Below are 21,039 nucleotides of genomic sequence, written 5' to 3' on the forward strand. Positions count from 1 at the left end.
TAAAATTTCAAAAATCGGCAGATTGACACTTTAGGAGATTCTATTCATTTTGAAATTACATTTTGCGGAAACTCAAGCTAATATATTTTCAGTTATTGCAAATCTAATAGGTATTTCTGATAAAATAAAAATTCTGTAGAATAAATTCAGCATTTATGATACTCTATGAAAAAACTATCATAGACGCTGAAAGGAGTTTACATTATGCTTCAGGATGATTACATACTCAGACAGATACGGGAAATGGTACGTGCAGTGATGAAAATGCTGTTTCAGGTGGATGCACAGGAGCTGACACCTGCGGTTATTGAAGATGAGAACGAAAGGGCTGAACTTGAAGAGCTGCTAGCTTTAACAGAGGAAGGGAAGATAGATGAGGCAGAAAATCAGCTTTATGAAATGACCTGTGACGGAGACAGAAGCAGGCTGAAAACAGGGCTGCTGTTTTATTACAGTCTGAATGGAAAAACGGATGAATTTCTGGAGGAGCATAATTTCAGCCGGGAGGAAATCATGACAGGAATCCAGGATCTGGCAGACAGATATGGATTAAGCGGGATTGCGGAAGCCTTCCGCACAGAGATCCTGTAAAAATATCAGCCACATAAAATGTCGAAAAATGTAAAAAACTTGCGGTGAATAAAGAAGAATAAACATTGAAATAAAATATGCGAATATGCTATGATATGGAAACGGAATAACCGTGTTACAGGGTGGCTGACCTCTATTCTTACATAGAATGGGGGTGGTGCTGATGAAACATTTTGATTTTAAAGACCTTATGGCTTTTGGAATGTTCATTCTTGCATTGCTGACATTCGTTTTTACGTTCTGTCGATAATGATTTAAAGCATAGAAAGACCACCCTCAGAACTTTGGCGAGTTTAGGGTGGCATTTTCTGTGTACGCTTTTAAACAGGTCAACCCCTTGTGGGCGGTTATTCCTTTAAATATATTATAGAGCAGAAAATGGAATAATGCAAATGATTTTTGGAAGCCTGGAAACAAGGGTACGAACCGATTACTGTTCGCGACCTTCACAGCAACGAGCCAAAATTCATTTAAGATTGCCTGCGGCAATGAAACTTTGGCTTGTATGTCTCGGGATTTTGGCATATACATGCCATAACACCTCGCGGGATAGAGCCGCGTGAACAGTAATACAAACCGTACAAAACGATATAATACAGGTTGTAAAAATAAATCACAGATAAGGAATTTGATATATGCAGTTTTATATGGCACCTATGGAGGGGATCACCGGATATATTTACCGGAAAGCGTATCATAAATGTTTTGGGAATATGGATCGTTATTTTGCCCCGTTTATTATGAGCAGGCGTTTGAATCAGAAGGAAATCAGAGATATTCTTCCGGAAAATAATGAAGGAATGGAACTGATTCCTCAGATCCTTACAAACAGGGCAGAGGATTTTCTTGCGATTGCAAAAGAAATCAGACAGTATGGATATGATAAGGTGAATCTGAATCTGGGCTGTCCTTCTCCCACAGTTACATCAAGAAACAGAGGCTCCGGCTTCCTGGCGCTTCCGAAGGAACTGGACCGCTTTCTGGAAGAAATTTTTGAGTCCTGTCCAATGACTGTTTCCATAAAAACAAGAATTGGAGTGGAGGATGAGGAGGAGTGGCCTCAGCTTCTGGAAATTTTTGAAAAATATCCTCTGGAGGAGCTTATCATACATCCCAGGCTGAAAACAGATCAGTACAAGAAGAATACGATTCACTGGGAGGCTTTTAAAAAAGCGGAGGAAAGCAGCAGGCATTCGCTTTGCTATAATGGGGATATTGTATGCAAAGAAGATTATGAAAAAGTTGTACAGAGGTTTCCCGGTACGGAAAAGGTTATGATCGGAAGAGGAATTCTGAAAAAACCGTGGCTGGCAGAGGAAATCCGCAATGGAGACAAAAAAGACAGCAGCCGGTATAAAGAGGAACTTTTTGGATTTCATGAGGAGCTTTTAAAAGGATATATGGATTATATGTCAGGAGACAGGAACACCCTGTATAAAATGAAGGAGCTTTGGGCATATCTTGGAACCTCATTTACAAATCCGGAGCGTTATATGAAAAAAATCCGAAAGTCTCAGCATATCAGTGAATACAGGATATGGGTCGGAAATCTGTTCCGGGAGCAGGATTTAATTTTGTGATCTATCCGGAGAGGCAACATCATGGGGATGTATATTCTGACCGTAGAAGATGAAGAAAAACCGGAACAATTTTCGGAGCGGAAGCTTCTTCATGGAGGATATCAGATAAGCAAAAATGGAACAACTGCACTGGATATGGCAGAGTAAGAATTGTATAAAAAGAGAAATAAAGTGCCTCATTTCTTTCCTGATCAGGGGATAGAAATGAGGCGTTTTATAAAATATTGGAGCTTTTTACAGTTCCAGAATGACAGCCTGATAATTCTTTAAATGAAGAATGTTTTCGGAAATATCTGTCTCCGGATAGTTGTTCAGCAGTACTTTTTTGCACTGGCCCGGAAGGGGAATATCCTGAGGTTCTGTCTGGAAGTTTCCAAGAATCAGCAGTGTTTTTTCACCCTTTCGGAAATACGCCATCAGGTTATGCTGATCTTCCAGATAAGGGATCAGGTCGCCGTAGACAATGGTTTCTTTATAGTCAGGATTTTTGCGAAGAGCAGTCAGTTTTTTATAAAAAGACAGCAGAGAATCAGGATCGTTCAGCTGTGATTTTACGTTGATTTCACGGTAATTCGGGTTCACGGAAAGCCACGGGGTACCGGAGGTAAAACCGGCATTTTCCGTGCAGTCCCACTGCATTGGTGTACGTGCATTATCCCGGCTGTAAATGGAAATGCATTTCAGTGCTTCTTCTCTGGTACAGCCTGCATTCAGCGCCACATGGTATTCGTCAATGGTGCTGATATCATCAATCTGATCAATAGAGGAAAACTTCATATTTTCCATTCCGATTTCCTGTCCCTGATAAATAAAGGGCAGACCCTTAAGCATAAAATACATGACAGCAAGCATTTTTTTGCTGTAAATGCTTACTTCACCCTCTGGAATATAATGGCTGACACCTCTTGGTTCATCATGATTTTCAATAATATTTGAGAGGAATCCGATATCTCCCACACGCTTCTGAGAGTGGAAGCAGCAGCGTTTATAATCATCAGGAGTGATTGCTTTACGGTCGTACCAGCCCTTGCTGCTTGCGCCGAAAACAACAGGAGCAAAGTCAAACATACTGGAAAAATATCCGTTATCTCCAATGAAATCAGGGAGCTCTTCATCCTTTTCATTAAAGACTTCACCTACGGAAAAAGCCTCATGCGGACCAAAGGTACGGTCCCTCATTTCTCCCAGAAATTCTCCTACACCCCGGGCCTCTGCAAGCATATTGTCAACCGTGCAAAGTCCGTCTGCCCGGTCAGAAGCATAATCTTTATAGGGGAGTTTTTTCTTAATATTGATAATGGCATCGATGCGGAAGCCGCTGAGACCGCGATCCAGCCACCAGTTGATATTTTTGTAAACTTCTTCCCGGACGTCCGGGTTTTCCCAGTTAAGATCCGGCTGTTTTTTATGGAAAAGATGCAGGTACTGTTTGTCAGGATGTCCGGGGAGAGGCTCCCATACGGAACCGCCGAAGTAACTGCGCCAGTTACAGGGTAGCTGTCCTTCTTTTCGGTCCTCAATGTAGAAGAAATTGCTGTATTTTCCCTCGGGATCTGCACAGGCTTTTTCAAACCATTCATGCTCGTCAGAGCAATGATTGACAACAAGATCCAGAAGAATGTACATGTCTTTTTTCCGGGCTTCAGTAAGAAGTCTGTCCATGTCATCCAGGGTACCGAAAGCGGGATGAATATTGTAATAATCTGAAATATCATAACCCTGATCTGCCATTGGGGAAGGATAGCAGGGTGAAATCCATACAATGTCCACTCCAAGTTCTTTCAGATAGTCAAGCTTTGATATAATACCCGGAATATCTCCGATTCCGTCGCCATTGGAATCAAAAAAGCTTTTTGGGTAAATCTGATAGGCAACCTTATCGTGCCACCATTTACGTTTCATAATCGTCCTCCTCAGTTCATGCGAATACTTATTGCCGAAAGCCATTAGGCTTGTGGCGGCCTTATTTTAGTATGGGATTTATTATAAGGCATGGGTTGGAAAAATGCACTGGTCATTCTGTCAAAATTTTGTGTTATACAAGTCAGAATTTTACGGTTGCAGACAATCTGTTACTGTCCATACGTCACTATCCTGCGAGGTGTTTTGGCATATATATGCCAAAAGTCCGAGACATACAGCTATCATCGAGGGTAGTTTGGAATGCATTTTGACCAGGTTGCTGTGAAGGTCGTAAACAGTAATGACAATTTGAAATAATCCGTCGAAACAGAGGGTTTTCTATTGACAAACAGTGATATTTGTCATAAAGTTTTCTATGACAAACAATAAAGACTATGAAATGAAAAGAGGAACAGTCAGATGACGTTAAAAGATCTGCCGATCGGAAAGACGGCAACAATACGTTCTGTAGGCGGAGAAGGCGCTCTCAGACAGCATTTCCTGGATATGGGGCTGATCCCAAAGGGAGATGTGACTATGGTGAAGTATGCTCCTATGGGAGATCCCATGGAACTTCGTATCCACAGCTATGAGCTTACACTTCGTCTTGCTGATGCGGATAAAATTGAAATAGAAAATGTAAGGGACGCAGGAGAAAAGGGAGAGACATCAAAGAAAAACAACAGCCATTCCATCCCTCATCCGGGATTGGGAGAAGGCGGAAAATTTCATTTTAAGGAAACGGAAAATCCCCTTCCGGACAGTGAAATGCTTACCTTTGCACTGGCAGGAAACCAGAACTGCGGAAAGACAACTTTGTTTAATCAGCTTACCGGCTCCAGCCAGCATGTGGGAAATTTCCCAGGTGTTACTGTGGACAGAAAGGATGGATCGATCCGTGGAAAAAGCAATACCCTGGTAACAGATCTTCCGGGAATTTATTCCATGTCTCCGTATTCCAGCGAAGAAATCGTAACAAGGAATTTTGTACTGAATGAGCATCCAAGAGGTATTATTAATATTGTGGATGCCACAAATATTGAGCGGAACCTTTATCTTACCATGCAGCTGATGGAGCTGGATATTCCCATGGTTCTTGCCCTGAATATGATGGATGAGGTCAGGGAAAACGGCGGTTCGATCATTATCAACCGGATGGAGGAAATGCTTGGAATCCCTGTAGTTCCTATTTCCGCAGCAAAAAATGAGGGAATTGACGAGCTGGTAGCCCATGCTCTTCATGTGGCAAAATATCAGGAAAAGCCGGAAAAAATAGACTTTTGTGATGCGGATGATGACGGAGGAGCTGTTCACAGATGCCTTCACGCCATTATGCATCTGATCGAAGACCATGCACAGGAAGCCGGGATTCCGGTACGCTTTGCAGCAGCCAAGCTTGCAGAGGGGGATCAGCTGATCCTTGAAAAACTGAAGCTTGACCAGAATGAAAAAGAGATGCTGGAGCATATTGTAAAGCAGATGGAAAGTGAGCGGGGACTGGACCGTGCGGCTGCCATTGCGCACATGCGATTTGATTTTATTGAAAAAATCTGCGATGAGACAGTCATTAAGCCCAAAGAGAGCAAGGAGCATATCAGAAGTACAAAGATAGACCGGATACTTACTGGAAAATATACGGCGATCCCCTGTTTTGTGGGAATTATGGCCCTTGTGTTTTACCTGACCTTCGGAGTGATCGGAGCGTTCCTTTCCGGTATTCTTGATATGGGAATTGAGGCTCTTGGCGGAGCTATTGATCAGCTTATGGCAGCGGCTCATGTAAACAGTGTGCTTCATTCTCTTGTGATGGACGGCATTTTTAATGGTGTGGGAAGTGTGCTGAGTTTTCTCCCTGTTATTGTGACCCTGTTCTTTTTCCTGTCTCTTCTGGAGGACAGTGGATATATGGCAAGGGTTGCCTTTGTAATGGATAAGCTGCTGAGAAAGATCGGGCTTTCCGGACGGAGCATTGTGCCTATGCTGATCGGATTCGGCTGCACTGTACCCGGAGTTATGGCCAGCAGAACTCTTCCCTCAGAGCGGGACAGAAGAATGACAATTCTTCTTACACCTTTTATGAGCTGCTCTGCAAAGCTTCCCATTTATGCATTTTTTGCAGCAGCCTTTTTCCCGGAAAACAGCGCGCTGGTTATGATTCTTCTGTATTTTGGCGGCATTGTTATGGGGATCCTGATGGCGCTTCTGCTGCGCCGTACCATGTTCAGCGGAGAGGCGGTTCCCTTTGTTATGGAGCTTCCGAACTACCGTATGCCGGGAGCAAAAAACGTAGGACATTTGCTGTGGGATAAGGCGAAAGACTTTTTGCAGAGAGCGTTTACCGTTATTTTTATCGCTACTCTTGTAATCTGGTTTTTACAGACCTTTGATATCCATCTGAATGTTGTAACAGATTCAAAAGACAGTATTCTTGCCATGGCAGCAAGTGTTGTTGCTCCGATTTTCCGACCTATGGGATTTGGAGACTGGCGGATATCTACTGCTTTGATTACCGGATTTATGGCAAAAGAAAGCGTTGTTTCCACACTTTCAGTTCTTTTTGGAAGTACGGAAGCCCTGCTTGCAGCCATCACACCTCTGGCAGCAGCAAGCCTTTTGGTATTTTGCCTGCTTTATACCCCATGTGTGGCAGCAGTTGCCGCTATCAAGCGTGAGCTGGGCGGAAAATGGGCGGCAGGTGTTGTGATCGGACAGTGCGTGATCGCATGGATCGCAGCTTTTGTGGTCTACATGATCGCAGGAATTTTTATCTGATAAAAATAAAGGATTTGTGATTTCCTGAAAGAAAAACTGAATAATCGAAATGCAAGACACTGCGGATAAGATATAAATATTCTGCAGTGTCTTTTTATTTTTTTCTTGACATTCTTTATTTACAGGATTATACTTTGATAATCAAAATATTAAATATTCAAAACAAATAACAACCCAAACGGAATCGTGATCAGGTTCCGAAAAAAGGAGGGCAGATCATGAAAGGTGTGATTTGCGGAACTGGCGCCTGTGTGCCGGAAAGAGTTCTGGATAATCATAAAATCGCAGAATTTGTGGACACCAGTGATCAGTGGATACGGGAACGTACCGGGGTACTCAGAAGACACATTGCGGAAAAAGAAACCACCGTGTCTATGGGGGCGGAAGCAGCCCGGCAGGCAATAGAGGAATCAGGCATCAGTTCCGATGAAGTAGATCTGATCATAGCAGCGACTTCCACACCGGATCAGATTTTTCCATGCACTGCGTGCGGGATACAGAAGGAACTGGAACTTTATCAGGCGGCAGGCTTTGATCTGAATGCGGCATGCAGTGGATTTCTGTTTGCATATCAGACTGCGCAGGCCTACATATCGTCAGGAATCTATAAAAACATTCTTGTTGTGGGAAGCGAAAGACTTTCTCGGATCGTTGACTGGAAAGACCGGGGAACCTGTATTCTTTTCGGAGACGGGGCGGGGGCTGTGATGCTGTGCGCCCGGGAAGGCAGGAATTATGCTTCCTTTGCCCGGTCAGACGGACGGGGCGGAGAGGCTCTGACCTGTCCGGCAGTGAAAAGCAGTCTGAATAGGGAGCCGCAGACGGAAACAGCCGGGAGCGCAGCCCTGAAATCAGAGAAGTATCTGTTTATGGACGGAAGGGAAGTATTTCAGTTTGCTGTCAGAAGTGTTCCGGAAGCGATCCGCCGGGTACTGGGAAAAAACAATTTAAAAACAGAAGAAATTGACTGGTTTATTCTTCACCAGGCAAACCGCAGGATCGTAGAAGCAGCAGCCAGGAGACTGGGAATGGGAATTGAAAGGTTTCCCATGAATCTTCAGGAATATGGCAATACTTCCTCGGCAAGTATCCCCATACTTCTCCATGAAATGAACCGGAACGGAAAGCTGAAAAAAGGCCAGAAGCTTGTTCTGGCAGGCTTTGGGGCAGGGCTTTCCTGGGGGGCATCTGTACTGGAATGGGGTATTTAAAAATAAATTCAAAAATCAGCGATATAGCAGAAAAGGAGATTATTATGTTACAGAAAATTATTGAGATCACAGCAGAAACACTTGGAGCAGAAGCAGAAAGCATTACAGAGAACACTTCTTTTACAGAGGATCTTCATGCAGATTCCCTTGATCTTTTTGAGCTGGCAATGGCCCTGGAAGAGGAATTTGGAGTAGAGATTCCAAGCGAAGATCTGGAAAAAATAACAACCGTAGGCGCTGCGGCAGCATACCTGGAAGAGAATAAGTAACCTTCGGGCTGATATTTTGCAAAACAAAGAAATCATAAGAGTATACAAAAATGCTTGAAGGCTGTAAGCCGCAGCTTTCAAAACCGGTGATGATTCAGATGAGGATTTATTATGAAAACAAAAATTACAGAATTATTGGGAATTGAATATCCTGTGATCCAGGGCGGTATGGCATGGGTGGCTGAGGCCAGTCTGGCGGCTGCAGTGTCAGACGCAGGAGGTCTTGGACTGATCGCGGCTGCCGCAGCCCCTGCAGAGTGGGTAAGAGAGCAGATCAAAAAGGTGAGAGAAATGACTGACAGACCTTTTGGAGTCAACATTATGCTCATGAGCCCGGAAGCAGGTCAGGTGGCAAAAGTCATTGTGGAAGAAAAGGTTCCCATTGTTACAACAGGAGCCGGAAGCCCGGAAAAATATATGGCAGACTGGAAAGCGGCAGGGGTGAAGGTGATTCCGGTAGTCGCCTCCACTGCTCTGGCCAGACGTATGGAGCGCTGCGGCGCAGATGCAGTTGTGGCAGAGGGAACAGAGGCCGGAGGACATATCGGAGAGATTACTACAATGACACTGGTACCGCAGGTGGCGGATGCAGTGGAGATTCCGGTGATCGCTGCCGGAGGCATTGCAGATGGAAGAGGAATGGCAGCAGCGTTTATGTTGGGAGCGGAAGGCGTGCAGGTCGGCACTGCTTTTGCGGCTTCCCGTGAGTCTGTGATCCATCAGAATTATAAAGACAGTATCTTAAGGGCAAAGGATATTGATACCCGTGTTACAGGACGCACAACGGGTCATCCTATCCGGGTTTTGCGCAATGACATGTCCAGAAAATATCTGGAAATGGAAAAAAGCGGGGCTGATTTTGAGGCTCTTGAAGCACTTACACTTGGAGGCTTAAGAAAAGCAGTGCAGGACGGCGATACCAGAAACGGAAGTCTGATGGCAGGCCAGAGCGCCGGACTTGTAAAGGAAAGTCTTTCCTGCAGGGAGATTATCAGCAGAATGGTTTCCAGGGCTGAGGATTTAATGATCAGGAAGCCATGGCAGGAATAAATGTTAAAGAGATTTCGTAACTGTCCGCATGATACTATTCTGTGAACAAAGGAAACAGTAAAAGGATTTTTTGCAGAGAGCAGGCGGAACAGGAACATGATATTTAGGAAATGGAGCGGAACAGTATGAGCAGGATTGCATTTCTTTATCCCGGACAGGGAGCCCAGGAAGTGGGAATGGCAGGAGATTTTTATGAAAAAAGCGAGGAGGCAAAGGCTGTTTTTGATCAAGCCTCCAGTATACTGGATTTTGATGTCCGGGAAATCTGTTTTCAGAAAAATGACCTCTTGGACAAAACAGAATATACTCAGGCGGCTATGGTTACAGCCTGTCTTGCTATTACTCGTGAACTGGAAAAAAGAGGACTTTATCCGGAAATGACAGCAGGTTTAAGCCTTGGTGAATACTGTGCGATTGCAGCAGCAGGCAGCATGAGCGATATGGATGCGGTCCGCACTGTCCGCGCCAGAGGGATATTTATGGAACATGCGGCTCCGGAAGGAACCGGAGCTATGGCCGCTGTTCTTGGAATGGACGGAGAAGCGGTGGAAAGAACTGTTCATGATTTTCAAGGTGTTTTTATTGCAAATTATAACTGTCCCGGACAGATTGTGATCACAGGGGAAAAGGAAGCAGTGGAACAGTCGGCTGCAGTTCTTAAAGAAGCCGGGGCCAGAAGGGTACTTCCTTTAAAGGTCAGCGGTCCTTTTCATTCTCCAATGATGAAACCGGCAGGAGAAAAGCTGGAAGAGGTTCTGAAAAAGGTTTCTGTTAAGGATCCGGACATTCCCTATGTGACAAATGTGACAGCGGAAGTGGTGAAGAGCGGGGAAGCCATAAAAGAACTTTTGGTGAGACAGGTAAGCTCTTCGGTTCGCTGGGAGCAGAGCATGAGAGCAATGATCGCGCAGGGAATTGACACCTTTGTGGAGATTGGCCCGGGGAAAACCCTCAGCGGTTTTATGAAAAAAATAGATAAAAATGTAAATATGTACCGGATCAGTACCTGGGAAGAAGCGGAAACTGTATGCGGGGAACTGCTGAAGCAGTGATCGGCAGAATTTCCGAAGGGAACAGAACCAGCGGAGGAGACATGTAACATCCGAAGGGAACAGAAGCAGAGGAGAGGACATGTAACATCCGAAGGGAACAGAAACAGCGGGAAGGACATGTAATTTCCGAGGGGAACAGAACCAGTGGAGGGGGACATGTAATTTCCGAAAGGCATGGAAGCAGTAATGCGGTATGTATAAGCGCTGGGCGATTTGTACAGCTATACAGGAAAAAGCATGCAGAACAGGTGAGTTTGAGGACATATTTATTCAGAATAATAAAACAGACAGTGGATGATTGCAGGAAAGGGGAAACATGGCGGAGTATACAGAAAAGCAGGTAGCTGTAGTAACAGGCGCATCCAGAGGAATTGGAAGAGCAGTTGCTCTGGAGCTGGCAGCAAAAGGAATTTTTGTGATTATTAATTATAACGGTTCAGCTGACCGGGCAGAAAAAGTAAAAAAAGAAATTGAAGAAAACGGCGGCTGTGCAGAAGCTTTACAGTGGAATGTTGCGGATTATAAAGCCTGTGAACAGGCTGTCAGAGATATTGTAAAAAAATACGGAAAAATAAATATCCTTGTAAATAATGCAGGAATCACAAAAGACGGGCTCCTGATGGGGATGTCCAGGGAGGACTTTGACAGCGTAGTCGATGTGAATCTGGGAGGAACCTTTAACATGCTGCGCTTTGTTTCCAGACAGATGCTGAGACAGAAAAGCGGACGAATTGTAAATATGGCTTCTGTGGTAGGAATTGCCGGAAATGCAGGACAGGCAAATTATGCGGCGTCCAAAGCAGGTGTGATCGGACTTACAAAGACAGCGGCAAGAGAACTGGCATCCAGAGGAATTACAGTAAACGCAGTGGCTCCGGGATTTATAGAAACAGAAATGACTCAGATCCTGCCTGATTCTGTGAAAGAGGCTTCTGCGGCACAGATTCCCCTGGGGCATTTTGGAAAGCCGGAGAATGTAGCGAAGACAGTGGCATTTCTTGTATCAGAAGATGCTTCTTACATTACCGGACAGGTCGTTCAGGTTGACGGAGGAATGGTAATATGAGCAGGCGGAGAGTCGTAATTACAGGGCTGGGAGCAGTGACGCCCACAGGAAACAATGTACAGGAGTTCTGGCAGGGGATCTGTGCCGGAAAGGTGGGAATCGGATCGATCACCAGATTTGACGCCCAGGGCTATAAGGTAAAGCTTGCAGCTGAGGTAAAAGGCTTTGAACCTAAAAAGTATATGGAACCCAAACAGGTAAGACGTATGGCTCTTTTTTCTCAGTATGCAGTTGCGGCAGCCAAAGAAGCTTTTGAGGATTCCGGGCTGGATATGAAGGAAGAAGATGCTTTCCGGGCGGGAGTTATCATTGGTTCCGGAGTTGGAGATCTCCGTCAGGTGGAGCTTTGCTATGACAGAATCACTCAGAAAGGACCCGGCCGTGCGCTTCCTCTGATGGTGCCTATGATGATCTCCAATATGGCTGCAGGAAATGTTTCCATTGAGCTTGGCCTGAGAGGAAAATGTACAGACGTGGTGACTGCCTGTGCGTCAGGAACCCACAGCATTGGAGATGCTTTTCGGGCGATCCAGTACGGAGACGCGGACATTATGGTGGCAGGAGGCGCGGAAAGCTGTATCTGTCCTACGGGAGTTGCAGGATTTGACGCACTGACTGCTCTTACAGAAACGGACAACCCTTTAAAGGCATCTGTTCCATTTGACAAAGACAGAGACGGATTTGTTCTTGGCGAAGGCGCAGGCATTGTGGTACTGGAGGAGCTGGAGCATGCCAGGGCAAGAGGAGCGGGAATTTATGCAGAGGTAGTCGGTTACGGGGCTACAGCGGATGCATATCACATTACCTCTCCTGCTGAGGACGGAAGCGGAGCCGCAAAGGCAATGAGCCTTGCCATGGAAGAAGCAGGCGTATGTCCGGAGGAAGTGGAATATATCAATGCTCATGGAACAAGCACTCATCATAACGATCTTTTTGAAACAAGAGCCATTCACCTTGCCTTTGGCGCAGCGGCGGAAAAGGTTCTGGTAAACTCCACAAAATCCATGATCGGACATCTGCTTGGCGCAGCAGGAGGCGCAGAGCTTGTCACCTGTGTAAAGGAGCTTCAGGAAGGCTTTATCCACCAGACAATTGGAACCGAAACACCGGGAGAAGGCTGCGATCTGAATTATGTACTTGGCGCCCCGGTGAAAAAGGAAATCCGTTACGCTATGAGCAATTCCCTGGGATTTGGGGGACATAACGCCACACTGTTAATAAAAAAATTCGATTAAGCAGAAAAGAGGTAATCCTCAAGAGGATACCTGGATGCTCAGAAACCATGAGCAGAAAAGAGGTAATCCATAAAAGGATACCTGGATGCTCAGAAACAGTGAGCAAGAAAGAGGTAAGTATGGAATTTGATAATCTTCTTACGTTGATAAAGGCTGTGTCGGACTCTGAACTGACAGAATTTCAGTATGAAGAAAACGGTACCACCCTTCGTTTTGTCAGGGAAACGCCAAAAACAGAGCTTGTCCTTCCAATGGAGGGAACCCCGCAGAATCAGAATGTACAAAGCGTACCGTCTGTTTTAACACAAAACACAGAAACCCGGCAGGCGCCGGAAGCAGTAATGGACGGAAATGGGGAAGCCCGGGAAGGAAAACTGATAAAATCTCCCCTTGTGGGAACTTTTTATGCGGCTCCTTCAGAAGACGCAGAGCCCTTTGTGGCAGTGGGAGACGGAGTGAAAAAAGGAAAAACTCTGGGAATTGTGGAAGCCATGAAGCTGATGAATGAAATTGAAAGTGAATATGAGGGAACCGTGACGGAAATTCTGGTGGAAAACGGCCAGATGGTAGAGTACGGACAGCCCCTTTTCAGAATAAAATAAAAAGAGGTGCAGCATGAAGCATTTGGGAATTAAAGAAATTGAAGAGATTCTTCCTCACAGACATCCGTTTCTTCTTATAGATTACATAGAGGACTATGAGCCGGGAGAGTTTGCGGCAGGATATAAATGTGTGACCTTTCATGAGGATTTTTTCAGAGGTCATTTTCCTCAGGAACCGGTGATGCCGGGTGTTCTGATCGTGGAGGCTCTTGCCCAGACCGGCGCGGTGGCTATTTTAAGCAAAGAGGAAAACAGGGGAAAAACTGCATATTTCGGCGGAATAAAAAGCTGCCGCTTCCGGGGAAAGGTTGTTCCGGGAGATAAGCTGAAGCTTGAAACGAAGATCATTAAGTGCAAGGGGCCTGTAGGGGTCGGACATGCAGTTGCCAGCGTGGACGGAAAAGTTGTTGCAGATGCGGAACTGACCTTTATGATCGGGTAGGTGGTAAATATGATAAAAAAAGTGCTGATAGCAAACAGAGGAGAGATTGCAGTGCGGATCATCCGTGCATGCAGGGAAATGGGAATTGAGACAGTGGCAGTTTATTCAGAAGCTGACAGGGAAGCTCTGCACACACAGCTTGCAGATGAAGCTATCTGTATTGGCCCGGCGCCTTCTTCTCAGAGCTACCTCAGTATGGAAAATATCATAAGTGCGACCATTGTATCAGGTGCGGATGCCGTTCATCCGGGATTTGGATTTCTGTCAGAAAACAGCAGATTTGCAGAGCTGTGCGAGCAGTGTCACATTACTTTTATCGGGCCTCCCTCTCATGTGATCGCAAGTCTTGGCAATAAACAGGCTGCCAAAAATACCATGGCTGCAGCCGGTGTTCCGGTGATCCCGGGAAGCGAGAAAGCAATTTATACAGCAGAGGCAGGATTTGAAGAAGCAGAAAAAATCGGCTATCCTGTGATTATCAAGGCTGCTCTTGGAGGCGGCGGAAAAGGAATGAGAACTGCAGATTCTCCGGATGATTTTGCAGAAAGCTTCCATACGGCTCAGAAGGAAGCTCAGATGGCGTTTGGCGACAATACCATGTATGTGGAGCATTTTGTCAGGAAGCCCAGACATATTGAGTTTCAGATTCTTGCAGATCAGAAGGGAAATGTGATACATCTGGGAGAGAGGGACTGTTCTGTTCAGAGAAATCATCAGAAAATGATCGAGGAGTCTCCCTGTGAGATTATTTCAGATAAGCTGCGCAAAAAAATGGGAGAGGCTGCAGTAAAGGCTGCAAAGGCCTGCGGCTATGTGAATGCCGGAACCATTGAATTCCTTCTGGACAGGGACGGAAGCTTTTATTTTATGGAAATGAATACCCGGATCCAGGTAGAACATCCTGTTACAGAGTGGGTCACAGGGGTGGATCTTGTAAAAGAACAAATCCGTATTGCATCCGGACAGCCCCTTTCCTACAGACAAAAGGATATCCATATTACAGGTCATGCCATTGAATGCAGGATCAATGCGGAAAATCCGGAAAAAGGCTTCCGTCCTTCTCCCGGAACCATTACAGATATGTACTTTCCCGGAGGCAAGGGAATCCGGATCGACTCTGCAGTGTACAGCGGTTATACAGTCCAGCCCTATTATGACTCTATGATCGCAAAGCTGATCGTGTGGGCAAAAAACAGGGATGAGGCGATTCGTAAAATGCAGAGCGCTCTTGGGGAGATTATCATAGAAGGAATCGACACAAATGTAGATTATCAGTATGAAATTCTGAATCATCCGGATTTTCTTACCGGAAATACAGATGTGGAATTTATTGAACGAATGGAAGGCAGAGGTAATGGAGCATGAAGCTGGAAAATATGTTCAAAAAAACAAAAAGTCTGTACAGGGAACAGAGCGTAAAGCACACCGGTACTTTGAAGCCTGAGGTTCCTCAGGGACTTCTGCGCAAATGCAATAAGTGCGGAGCGGCAATCGTCACCGAGGATGTAAAAAACGGAAACTATATCTGTCCGAAATGCGGCGGATATTTCAGGATCCATGCATATACAAGAATCCGTATGATTACAGACGAGGGAAGCTTCGAGGAATGGGACAAAGATCTTGTTGGCGGAAATCCAATGGAATACCGGGGCTATGAAGAAAAGCTTAATTCTGTAAGGGAGAAAACAGGGCTTCAGGAAGCTGTTGTTACAGGAAAGGGACGTATCAACGGTCGGGAAGCAGTGATCGGTGTGTGCGACGGCCGTTTTTTTATGGCAAGTATGGGCTGGGCTGTAGGCGAAAAAATTACAAGAGCCGTGGAGCGTGCCACCCGGGAACAGCTTCCGGTGATTCTTTTTGCCTGTTCCGGTGGCGCCAGAATGCAGGAGGGAATTACTTCTCTTATGCAGATGTCAAAAACTTCGGCAGCGCTGAAAAAGCACAGTGACGCGGGACTTCTTTATATTTCTGTTCTGACCGAGCCTACTACGGGAGGCGTCACAGCCAGCTTTGCCATGCTGGGAGATGTGATACTGGCGGAGACGGGAGCCCTGATCGGATTTGCAGGTCCCAGAGTGATCGAGCAGACAATTCGCCAGAAGCTTCCCAAAGGCTTCCAGAGAGCAGAATTTCTCCTGGAGCATGGATTTTTGGACGAAATCGTGGAACGGGAAAATCTGAAAAGAACCCTGACAAAGCTTTTGAAGCTTCATGGTAGAAAAAGAAAGACAGAGGGAACTGATCTGCCGGGCTCAGATAAAGTACAGGAGATCAATAACAGATCAGCGGCAGAAGTGAAGCTGTCTGATAACGTAGGTACAGCCGACAGAGAGAAGCATATTTTTTCACAGGAGACATCAGACTCATTTTGTGAAAAAGAGTTTTGCCAGAACAGCAGGACGGAACATACGGCATGGGAGCGTGTTCAGATTTCCAGGAAACTGGAGAGACCTTCGGGCAGCAGCTACATTAAGTCATTGTTCACGGATTTCATGGAGCTGCACGGAGATCGGAAATACGGAGACGATCCTGCAGTGATCGGCGGGATTGCTGCTTTTCACGGGATGCCGGTAACAGTGATCGTTCAGGAAAAGGGCTGCGATACAAAGGAAAACATACACAGAAACTTCGGTATGCCTATGCCGGAGGGGTATCGGAAGGCGCTGCGGCTGATGAAGCAGGCGGAAAAATTTCGCCGACCGGTGATCTGCTTTGTAGACACTCCGGGAGCTTTCTGTGGTATTGAGGCAGAAGAGAGAGGACAGGGAGCAGCCATTGCAGACAGCCTCATGGAACTGGCCGGCCTGACGGTTCCGGTACTTACCATAATTACAGGTGAGGGAGGAAGCGGAGGGGCGCTTGCTCTGGCAGCAGGAGATCAGGTATGGATGCTTGAGAATGCAGTCTATTCCATTCTTTCACCGGAAGGATTTTCCAGTATTTTATGGAAGGACAGCACAAAGGCAAAAGAGGCGGCAGAGGTAATGAAGCTCACTGCGGCTGATCTTTATTCTCAGGGAATTATTGAGAAAATGATCTGTGAACCAGAGGGATACAGTGAACAGACACTTTATCAGGTGACAGATATTCTGGACAAGGAAATAACAGATTTTCTGGAAGAATACAGAAATTATTCTGAAGAAGTACTTCTGGAAAAGCGATATGAGAGATTCAGGAAGTTCTGAGATCTCTGCCGGGGGAGAACCGGGGAAGCTCCGGCGATATGAAAAGCCGGATGCTATAGAAATACACAGGATAAGCCGAAACGAAAAGCGGTTTTATAACAGATGATACAGAGGTCTGCTATAAAGCTGCTTTTTATTTGCTGTTAAAGCAGGGTATTTTGTAACAATCTTTCCGGGAAATAAAATTGGTCTGCCAGGTTGTGACCGGATCCATGTGAAATAGTTAAGAAAAGTTAAGAACCTGTTAAGACATACTGTAAGAAATATATGTTATCTTATAACCATCTTATAAGTTAAAGGGGTACTTTATGAGAATAAAATCAATCGTCCATGTTGTGGCTGCATGGATCATGCTGGTTCTGACATCGGAATTCAGCCTTACAGTAGCTTACGACATATGTGATACAAATCCCTGGGCACGTATTTTGTATGTGGCATTGAATATTTCCAGTCTGTTGGCTGCTTTTTATTTATATACCAGATATATTATGAAGATAAAAATGCAGGATCTTCGATTGGGGAAACCTTTCCCGGAAAGAAAATGGTGTATTACAGCAGTTATTATGCCGTTGGCAATATGCTGCTTTTATCTTCTTTTTGTAAAAGGAACTTTTGCTTCACAAAATCTTAAACTGAAAGATTTGATAAATGTTCTGACCCTTTCTGTTTTATCTCTTGGAATTTTGCCTGCAGTTACAGAGGAAATGGTTTTCAGGGGAATGATCTTGAGTACCTTGCAAAGTGCTTTTGGAAAGAAAGCAGCAGTGTTTATTTCAAGTATTTTATTTGCTTTGTATCATTTGGAGTATATTGACAGTTCAGATTGGAAAAAGGTTGTTTTGCTGATCGTGTCTGTTGGAATTATTGGATATGCTCTTTCGCTTGTTACACTTCAGTCCGGTTCCATATGGTCTGCAGTTGTTATACATGGAATGTATAATGTCCTGTCAGGAGAGAGCCAGATCCTGCATATTGATATGGAACAGAATTTTTCAGCTATGTGGACCTATACAGTAAGTACGAAAAACCCATTACTGACCGGAATTAACGGAGCGGTTGGCTTTACCGCGGCGCTTCCTGCAGTAGTTGGCTTTATCGTGATTATAATAATGGTAAAATATTATGAGAAAAAGGAAAAGAAAGCAGCAGAAAAAGAATAAAAGGAAAGAGATCATCTGGTATTCTGTTTTTCTGATTGTTATTTTGACAGGAATATTTATAATTTCAGAAAGAGATGACAGCCTGGTATTGACAGAAACAAAAAGGAACCAGATAATAAACAGTAATGAGTGGAAAGAAATATTTGAACATTCAGATGTTTATCTCTCTGTTCTTCTGGAAGATCTGAAACGAAATCCGGAAATGTTGGATTTTGTGAAAAAATATCCGGGGGAACAGACTGCACAGGAAGCAGGGCTTACATTCAGAGAAAAACTGAAGAAATACCCGTTGTTTATTCAATGGGACGAAAGATGGGGATATCGGTCATATGGACAGAGCAACATTGGGATATCCGGATGCGGTCCTACTTGCATGGCAATGGTCATATACAGTTTGACGCGAAATTCTGATGCATTGCCGGATATTCTGGCACAAGAGGCAATGACAGGCGGATATTACATAATGGGAACTGGAACAGCCTGGTCTTTTATGAATGAGTGTGCGTCTGCGTATGGGGTAATTGCTTCTCAGTTTGCTTCTCTGGAACAGTGGGAACTGAAAGAACGGCTTGAGGATGGAAATATGATTATCTGTGCTATGGGACCTGGGGATTTTTCTGCACAGGGACATTTTATTGTAATCTATGATTATACATCGGATGGATTTTGTGTAAATGACCCTTTCAGTTATACGAACAGTTCAAAAAAATGGGATTATGCAACACTTTCTTCTCAATGGCAGCAAATATGGGTGTATGCAGCGTAAAACGCAGGATAAGAGGATACAATGAAAAATCATATTTTAATTGTGGAAGATGATGAAGCGATCCGGGAGGGCGTAAGAATTCTGTTGGAGGGAGAAGGTTATACAGTGCAGGAGGCAGAGGATGGATTCCAGTGTCTGAAAAAGCTTTCAGCAGAAACAGATCTGATTATACTGGATATTATGATGCCTGGAATCTCCGGTATAAAGACATGTGAAGAAATTCGAAAAACTTCTCATGTTCCGGTATTGTTTCTGACTGCTAAAGGGCAGGAATCAGACAAACTGATCGGTTTGATGGCCGGAGGGGACGACTATCTGGTAAAACCGTTTTCTTACGCGGAGCTTCTGGCAAGAGTGAAAGCTCTTCTTCGCAGATATTGTGTTTACAGTCAGCCGCTGAAGACAGAGAAAAAAACAGAACAGTGGCTGGAATATGGCAAGCTTAAGGTAAATACACAGTATAATGAGGTTTACCGTGAGGGAGAGGAAATTCATCTCAGAGAAATGGAATACAGACTGCTTTTGCTGATGATGGAAAATCCACAGAAGATTTTTCTGTAAAAAATCTGTATGAGAGTTTATGGGAGGAGCCTTTTCTGTATTCTTCCGGGAATACGGTTATGGTTCATATCAGGAGATTGAGGACCAAAATAGAAGAAGATCCTCAGAAGCCTGAAATGATACAGACTGTGTGGGGAAAGGGGTATCGTTTTGGGTAGAATCTATAAAGACAGTCTGACTGGAAAAATGGTCCGGCGTTTAGTCAGAGGACTGCTGGCAGGTCTGTTCGTTATGGGACTTTTGTATTTTGGAGGAAAGGGCTGCCTGCAGCAGTTCTTTTTTAATACAGGCTATATTTATAAAAGGGAGAGCCAGAGAGCAGAGGAACTTCAGAATTATGTGGATAAAAAGTGTTTAAAAGCTACAGATTATAAACAGTTGAAACAATGGGCGGTTCAGAGAAATATTCGTGAATTTACAGTTTCCAGAGATAAGTGGCTGTTGTTTGATGTTTCATATGATGGTATTCTCACTCCGGGAAGCAGAGAAATCACTGATTTTTCCTGGAAAATATTTCACAAAATAAAATTCGCGGATGGGAATGCAGATGTTTATCTTTATGAGGGATTTGCAGATAAATATTATGATATTCTGGCAGGAATTTCTGTAATTGTGGGTTTTGTTGTGTGTACAGGTATATTTTCATATGAAATGCAGGAGGATTTAAAATACATTCAGTGTCTGAAAGAAGAAGTAGATGTTATCAGTAAGGGAAATCTGCAGGAACATGTTACAGTAACAGGCAATGATGAGCTGGCTCAGCTGGCAGGGGGACTGGAAAGAATGAGGCAGACTCTGATACAAAAAGAGCAGTCAGAACAGGAACTGCGGGCGGCACAGGAAAAACTTGTTCTGGGAATGTCTCATGACCTTCGTACACCTTTAACAGGACTGATGACCTATCTGGAAATTCTTAAAAAACAGCAGAAAAACAGAATTGTTACAGATGAATATATTCAAAAGTCTCTGGATAAGGTGATTCAGATAAGGAATTTGTCAGACCAGATGTTTGAATATTTTTTTGTTAATTCACAGCATAAGGTTGAATTGGAAGAACCTGAAGACATATTCAGTGCATTTGGAGATTATCTTTCTGAATTATGTGTTTTGCTGGAAGATGAAGGATTTACAGTAGATACGGAAATGCTTGAATGGAATCCTGCTGCTGTGCGAATAAATACAGATTTATTTGGAAGAATCATGAATAATATTATTTCCAATATTGAAAAGTATGCCAGCAGAAATAATCCCATCCAGGTACAGATTCTTTATGAAGAAAATTACACTGGTATTTTGATCAGAAATACAGTTGCTCAGACAGAGCAGACAGCCCATAAAACGGGTATCGGGTTACAGAATATATCTGTTATGATGGAACATATGCAGGGATATTTGGAAGTCTTACAGAAGGACAGGAAATATTGCATGATTTTGCATTTTCCGTATTCTGTTATACAGAAGCATGGAAACGACAAAGGACTGACTGAATGATAAATGCTCATTTGACAAATTTATTTTTTCTAAGGCTTATTTAAACTTCTTCTTATAAACTGTCCCCATCGAAACAAAAACAACATTCAAAAACAGAAAGGATT

At 44.3% G+C, this 21,039-nt stretch carries 18 protein-coding genes and 1 pseudogene; 18 read left to right on the plus strand and 1 reads right to left on the minus strand.

Annotated elements, in window-relative coordinates; genetic code table 11:
* The first annotated feature begins 204 nt into the window (after window positions 1-204).
* The 3 genes from NSA57_RS08915 to NSA57_RS08925 all read left to right on the plus strand — a co-directional run bounded on the left by NSA57_RS08915 (window position 205) and on the right by NSA57_RS08925 (window position 2,318).
* Window positions 205-591 (plus strand): DUF6483 family protein, encoded by a 387-nt coding sequence (locus NSA57_RS08915; RefSeq protein ID WP_257464626.1) that lies wholly within the window; start codon window positions 205-207, stop codon window positions 589-591.
* 635 nt (window positions 592-1,226) lie between these two features.
* Window positions 1,227-2,171 (plus strand): tRNA dihydrouridine synthase, encoded by a 945-nt coding sequence (locus NSA57_RS08920; protein WP_257464627.1) that lies wholly within the window; start codon window positions 1,227-1,229, stop codon window positions 2,169-2,171.
* A gap of 21 nt (window positions 2,172-2,192) precedes the next feature.
* On the plus strand, window positions 2,193-2,318 hold the full coding sequence (locus NSA57_RS08925; RefSeq protein WP_257464628.1) for a hypothetical protein: 126 nt from the start codon (window positions 2,193-2,195) through the stop codon (window positions 2,316-2,318).
* 87 nt (window positions 2,319-2,405) lie between these two features.
* Here NSA57_RS08925 and NSA57_RS08930 read toward each other — a convergent pair whose 3' ends face one another.
* Window positions 2,406-4,073: an alpha-glucosidase gene (locus NSA57_RS08930; RefSeq protein ID WP_257464629.1), complete on the minus strand. Its 1,668-nt coding sequence runs from the start codon at window positions 4,071-4,073 to the stop codon at window positions 2,406-2,408.
* Window positions 4,074-4,493: 420 nt separating this feature from the next.
* On the opposite strand from NSA57_RS08930, the gene feoB reads away from it, so the two are divergent.
* From feoB to NSA57_RS09005, 15 genes and pseudogenes are all read left to right on the plus strand, one after another.
* On the plus strand, window positions 4,494-6,845 hold the full coding sequence (feoB, locus tag NSA57_RS08935; RefSeq protein WP_178709265.1) for a ferrous iron transport protein B: 2,352 nt from the start codon (window positions 4,494-4,496) through the stop codon (window positions 6,843-6,845).
* 218 nt (window positions 6,846-7,063) lie between these two features.
* Entirely contained in the window at window positions 7,064-8,056 is a 993-nt protein-coding gene (locus NSA57_RS08940) for a beta-ketoacyl-ACP synthase III (RefSeq protein WP_257464630.1), read from the plus strand.
* A gap of 44 nt (window positions 8,057-8,100) precedes the next feature.
* Complete coding sequence (gene acpP / locus NSA57_RS08945; RefSeq protein WP_138270439.1) at window positions 8,101-8,325, plus strand: acyl carrier protein; 225 nt, start codon at window positions 8,101-8,103, stop codon at window positions 8,323-8,325.
* A gap of 111 nt (window positions 8,326-8,436) precedes the next feature.
* Window positions 8,437-9,375 carry an enoyl-[acyl-carrier-protein] reductase FabK gene (gene fabK / locus NSA57_RS08950; protein ID WP_257464631.1) on the plus strand — a complete coding sequence of 313 codons (939 nt, stop codon included), beginning with the start codon at window positions 8,437-8,439 and terminating at the stop codon, window positions 9,373-9,375.
* 125 nt (window positions 9,376-9,500) lie between these two features.
* Window positions 9,501-10,427 carry an ACP S-malonyltransferase gene (fabD, locus tag NSA57_RS08955; RefSeq protein ID WP_257464632.1) on the plus strand — a complete coding sequence of 309 codons (927 nt, stop codon included), beginning with the start codon at window positions 9,501-9,503 and terminating at the stop codon, window positions 10,425-10,427.
* 316 nt (window positions 10,428-10,743) lie between these two features.
* Complete coding sequence (gene fabG, locus NSA57_RS08960) at window positions 10,744-11,493, plus strand: 3-oxoacyl-[acyl-carrier-protein] reductase (RefSeq protein ID WP_173752791.1); 750 nt, start codon at window positions 10,744-10,746, stop codon at window positions 11,491-11,493.
* Entirely contained in the window at window positions 11,490-12,728 is a 1,239-nt protein-coding gene (fabF, locus tag NSA57_RS08965; RefSeq protein ID WP_147599438.1) for a beta-ketoacyl-ACP synthase II, read from the plus strand. Before fabG ends, fabF begins: the two co-directional genes overlap by 4 nt.
* 119 nt (window positions 12,729-12,847) lie before the next feature.
* Window positions 12,848-13,330 (plus strand): acetyl-CoA carboxylase biotin carboxyl carrier protein, encoded by a 483-nt coding sequence (gene accB, locus NSA57_RS08970; RefSeq protein ID WP_147599533.1) that lies wholly within the window; start codon window positions 12,848-12,850, stop codon window positions 13,328-13,330.
* A 13-nt stretch (window positions 13,331-13,343) separates the two neighbouring features.
* On the plus strand, window positions 13,344-13,772 hold the full coding sequence (gene fabZ / locus NSA57_RS08975; protein ID WP_257464633.1) for a 3-hydroxyacyl-ACP dehydratase FabZ: 429 nt from the start codon (window positions 13,344-13,346) through the stop codon (window positions 13,770-13,772).
* Window positions 13,773-13,781: 9 nt separating this feature from the next.
* The gene (locus tag NSA57_RS08980) at window positions 13,782-15,137 is read left to right on the plus strand and encodes an acetyl-CoA carboxylase biotin carboxylase subunit (RefSeq protein WP_257464634.1); all 1,356 of its coding nucleotides are present in this window, start codon (window positions 13,782-13,784) and stop codon (window positions 15,135-15,137) included.
* Window positions 15,134-16,957, plus strand: a complete 1,824-nt coding sequence (locus NSA57_RS08985) for an acetyl-CoA carboxylase carboxyltransferase subunit alpha (RefSeq protein WP_257464636.1) — start codon at window positions 15,134-15,136, stop codon at window positions 16,955-16,957. The genes NSA57_RS08980 and NSA57_RS08985 overlap by 4 nt, the downstream gene beginning before the upstream one ends.
* A 308-nt stretch (window positions 16,958-17,265) precedes the next feature.
* Complete coding sequence (locus NSA57_RS08990; RefSeq protein WP_257464637.1) at window positions 17,266-18,117, plus strand: CPBP family intramembrane glutamic endopeptidase; 852 nt, start codon at window positions 17,266-17,268, stop codon at window positions 18,115-18,117.
* Window positions 18,080-18,883, plus strand: a complete 804-nt coding sequence (locus NSA57_RS08995; RefSeq protein ID WP_257464638.1) for a C39 family peptidase — start codon at window positions 18,080-18,082, stop codon at window positions 18,881-18,883. The genes NSA57_RS08990 and NSA57_RS08995 overlap by 38 nt, the downstream gene beginning before the upstream one ends.
* Window positions 18,884-18,904: 21 nt before the next feature.
* A pseudogene (locus tag NSA57_RS09000) lies at window positions 18,905-19,602 on the plus strand (response regulator transcription factor).
* A complete protein-coding gene (locus NSA57_RS09005; RefSeq protein WP_257464639.1) occupies window positions 19,595-20,935 on the plus strand; it encodes a sensor histidine kinase in 1,341 nt (446 codons plus the stop codon). Before NSA57_RS09000 ends, NSA57_RS09005 begins: the two are co-directional and overlap by 8 nt.
* Window positions 20,936-21,039: the final 104 nt, after the last annotated feature.

The organism is Blautia caecimuris (assembly GCF_024622975.1).
GTDB classification, from domain to species: domain Bacteria; phylum Bacillota; class Clostridia; order Lachnospirales; family Lachnospiraceae; genus Blautia_A; species Blautia_A caecimuris.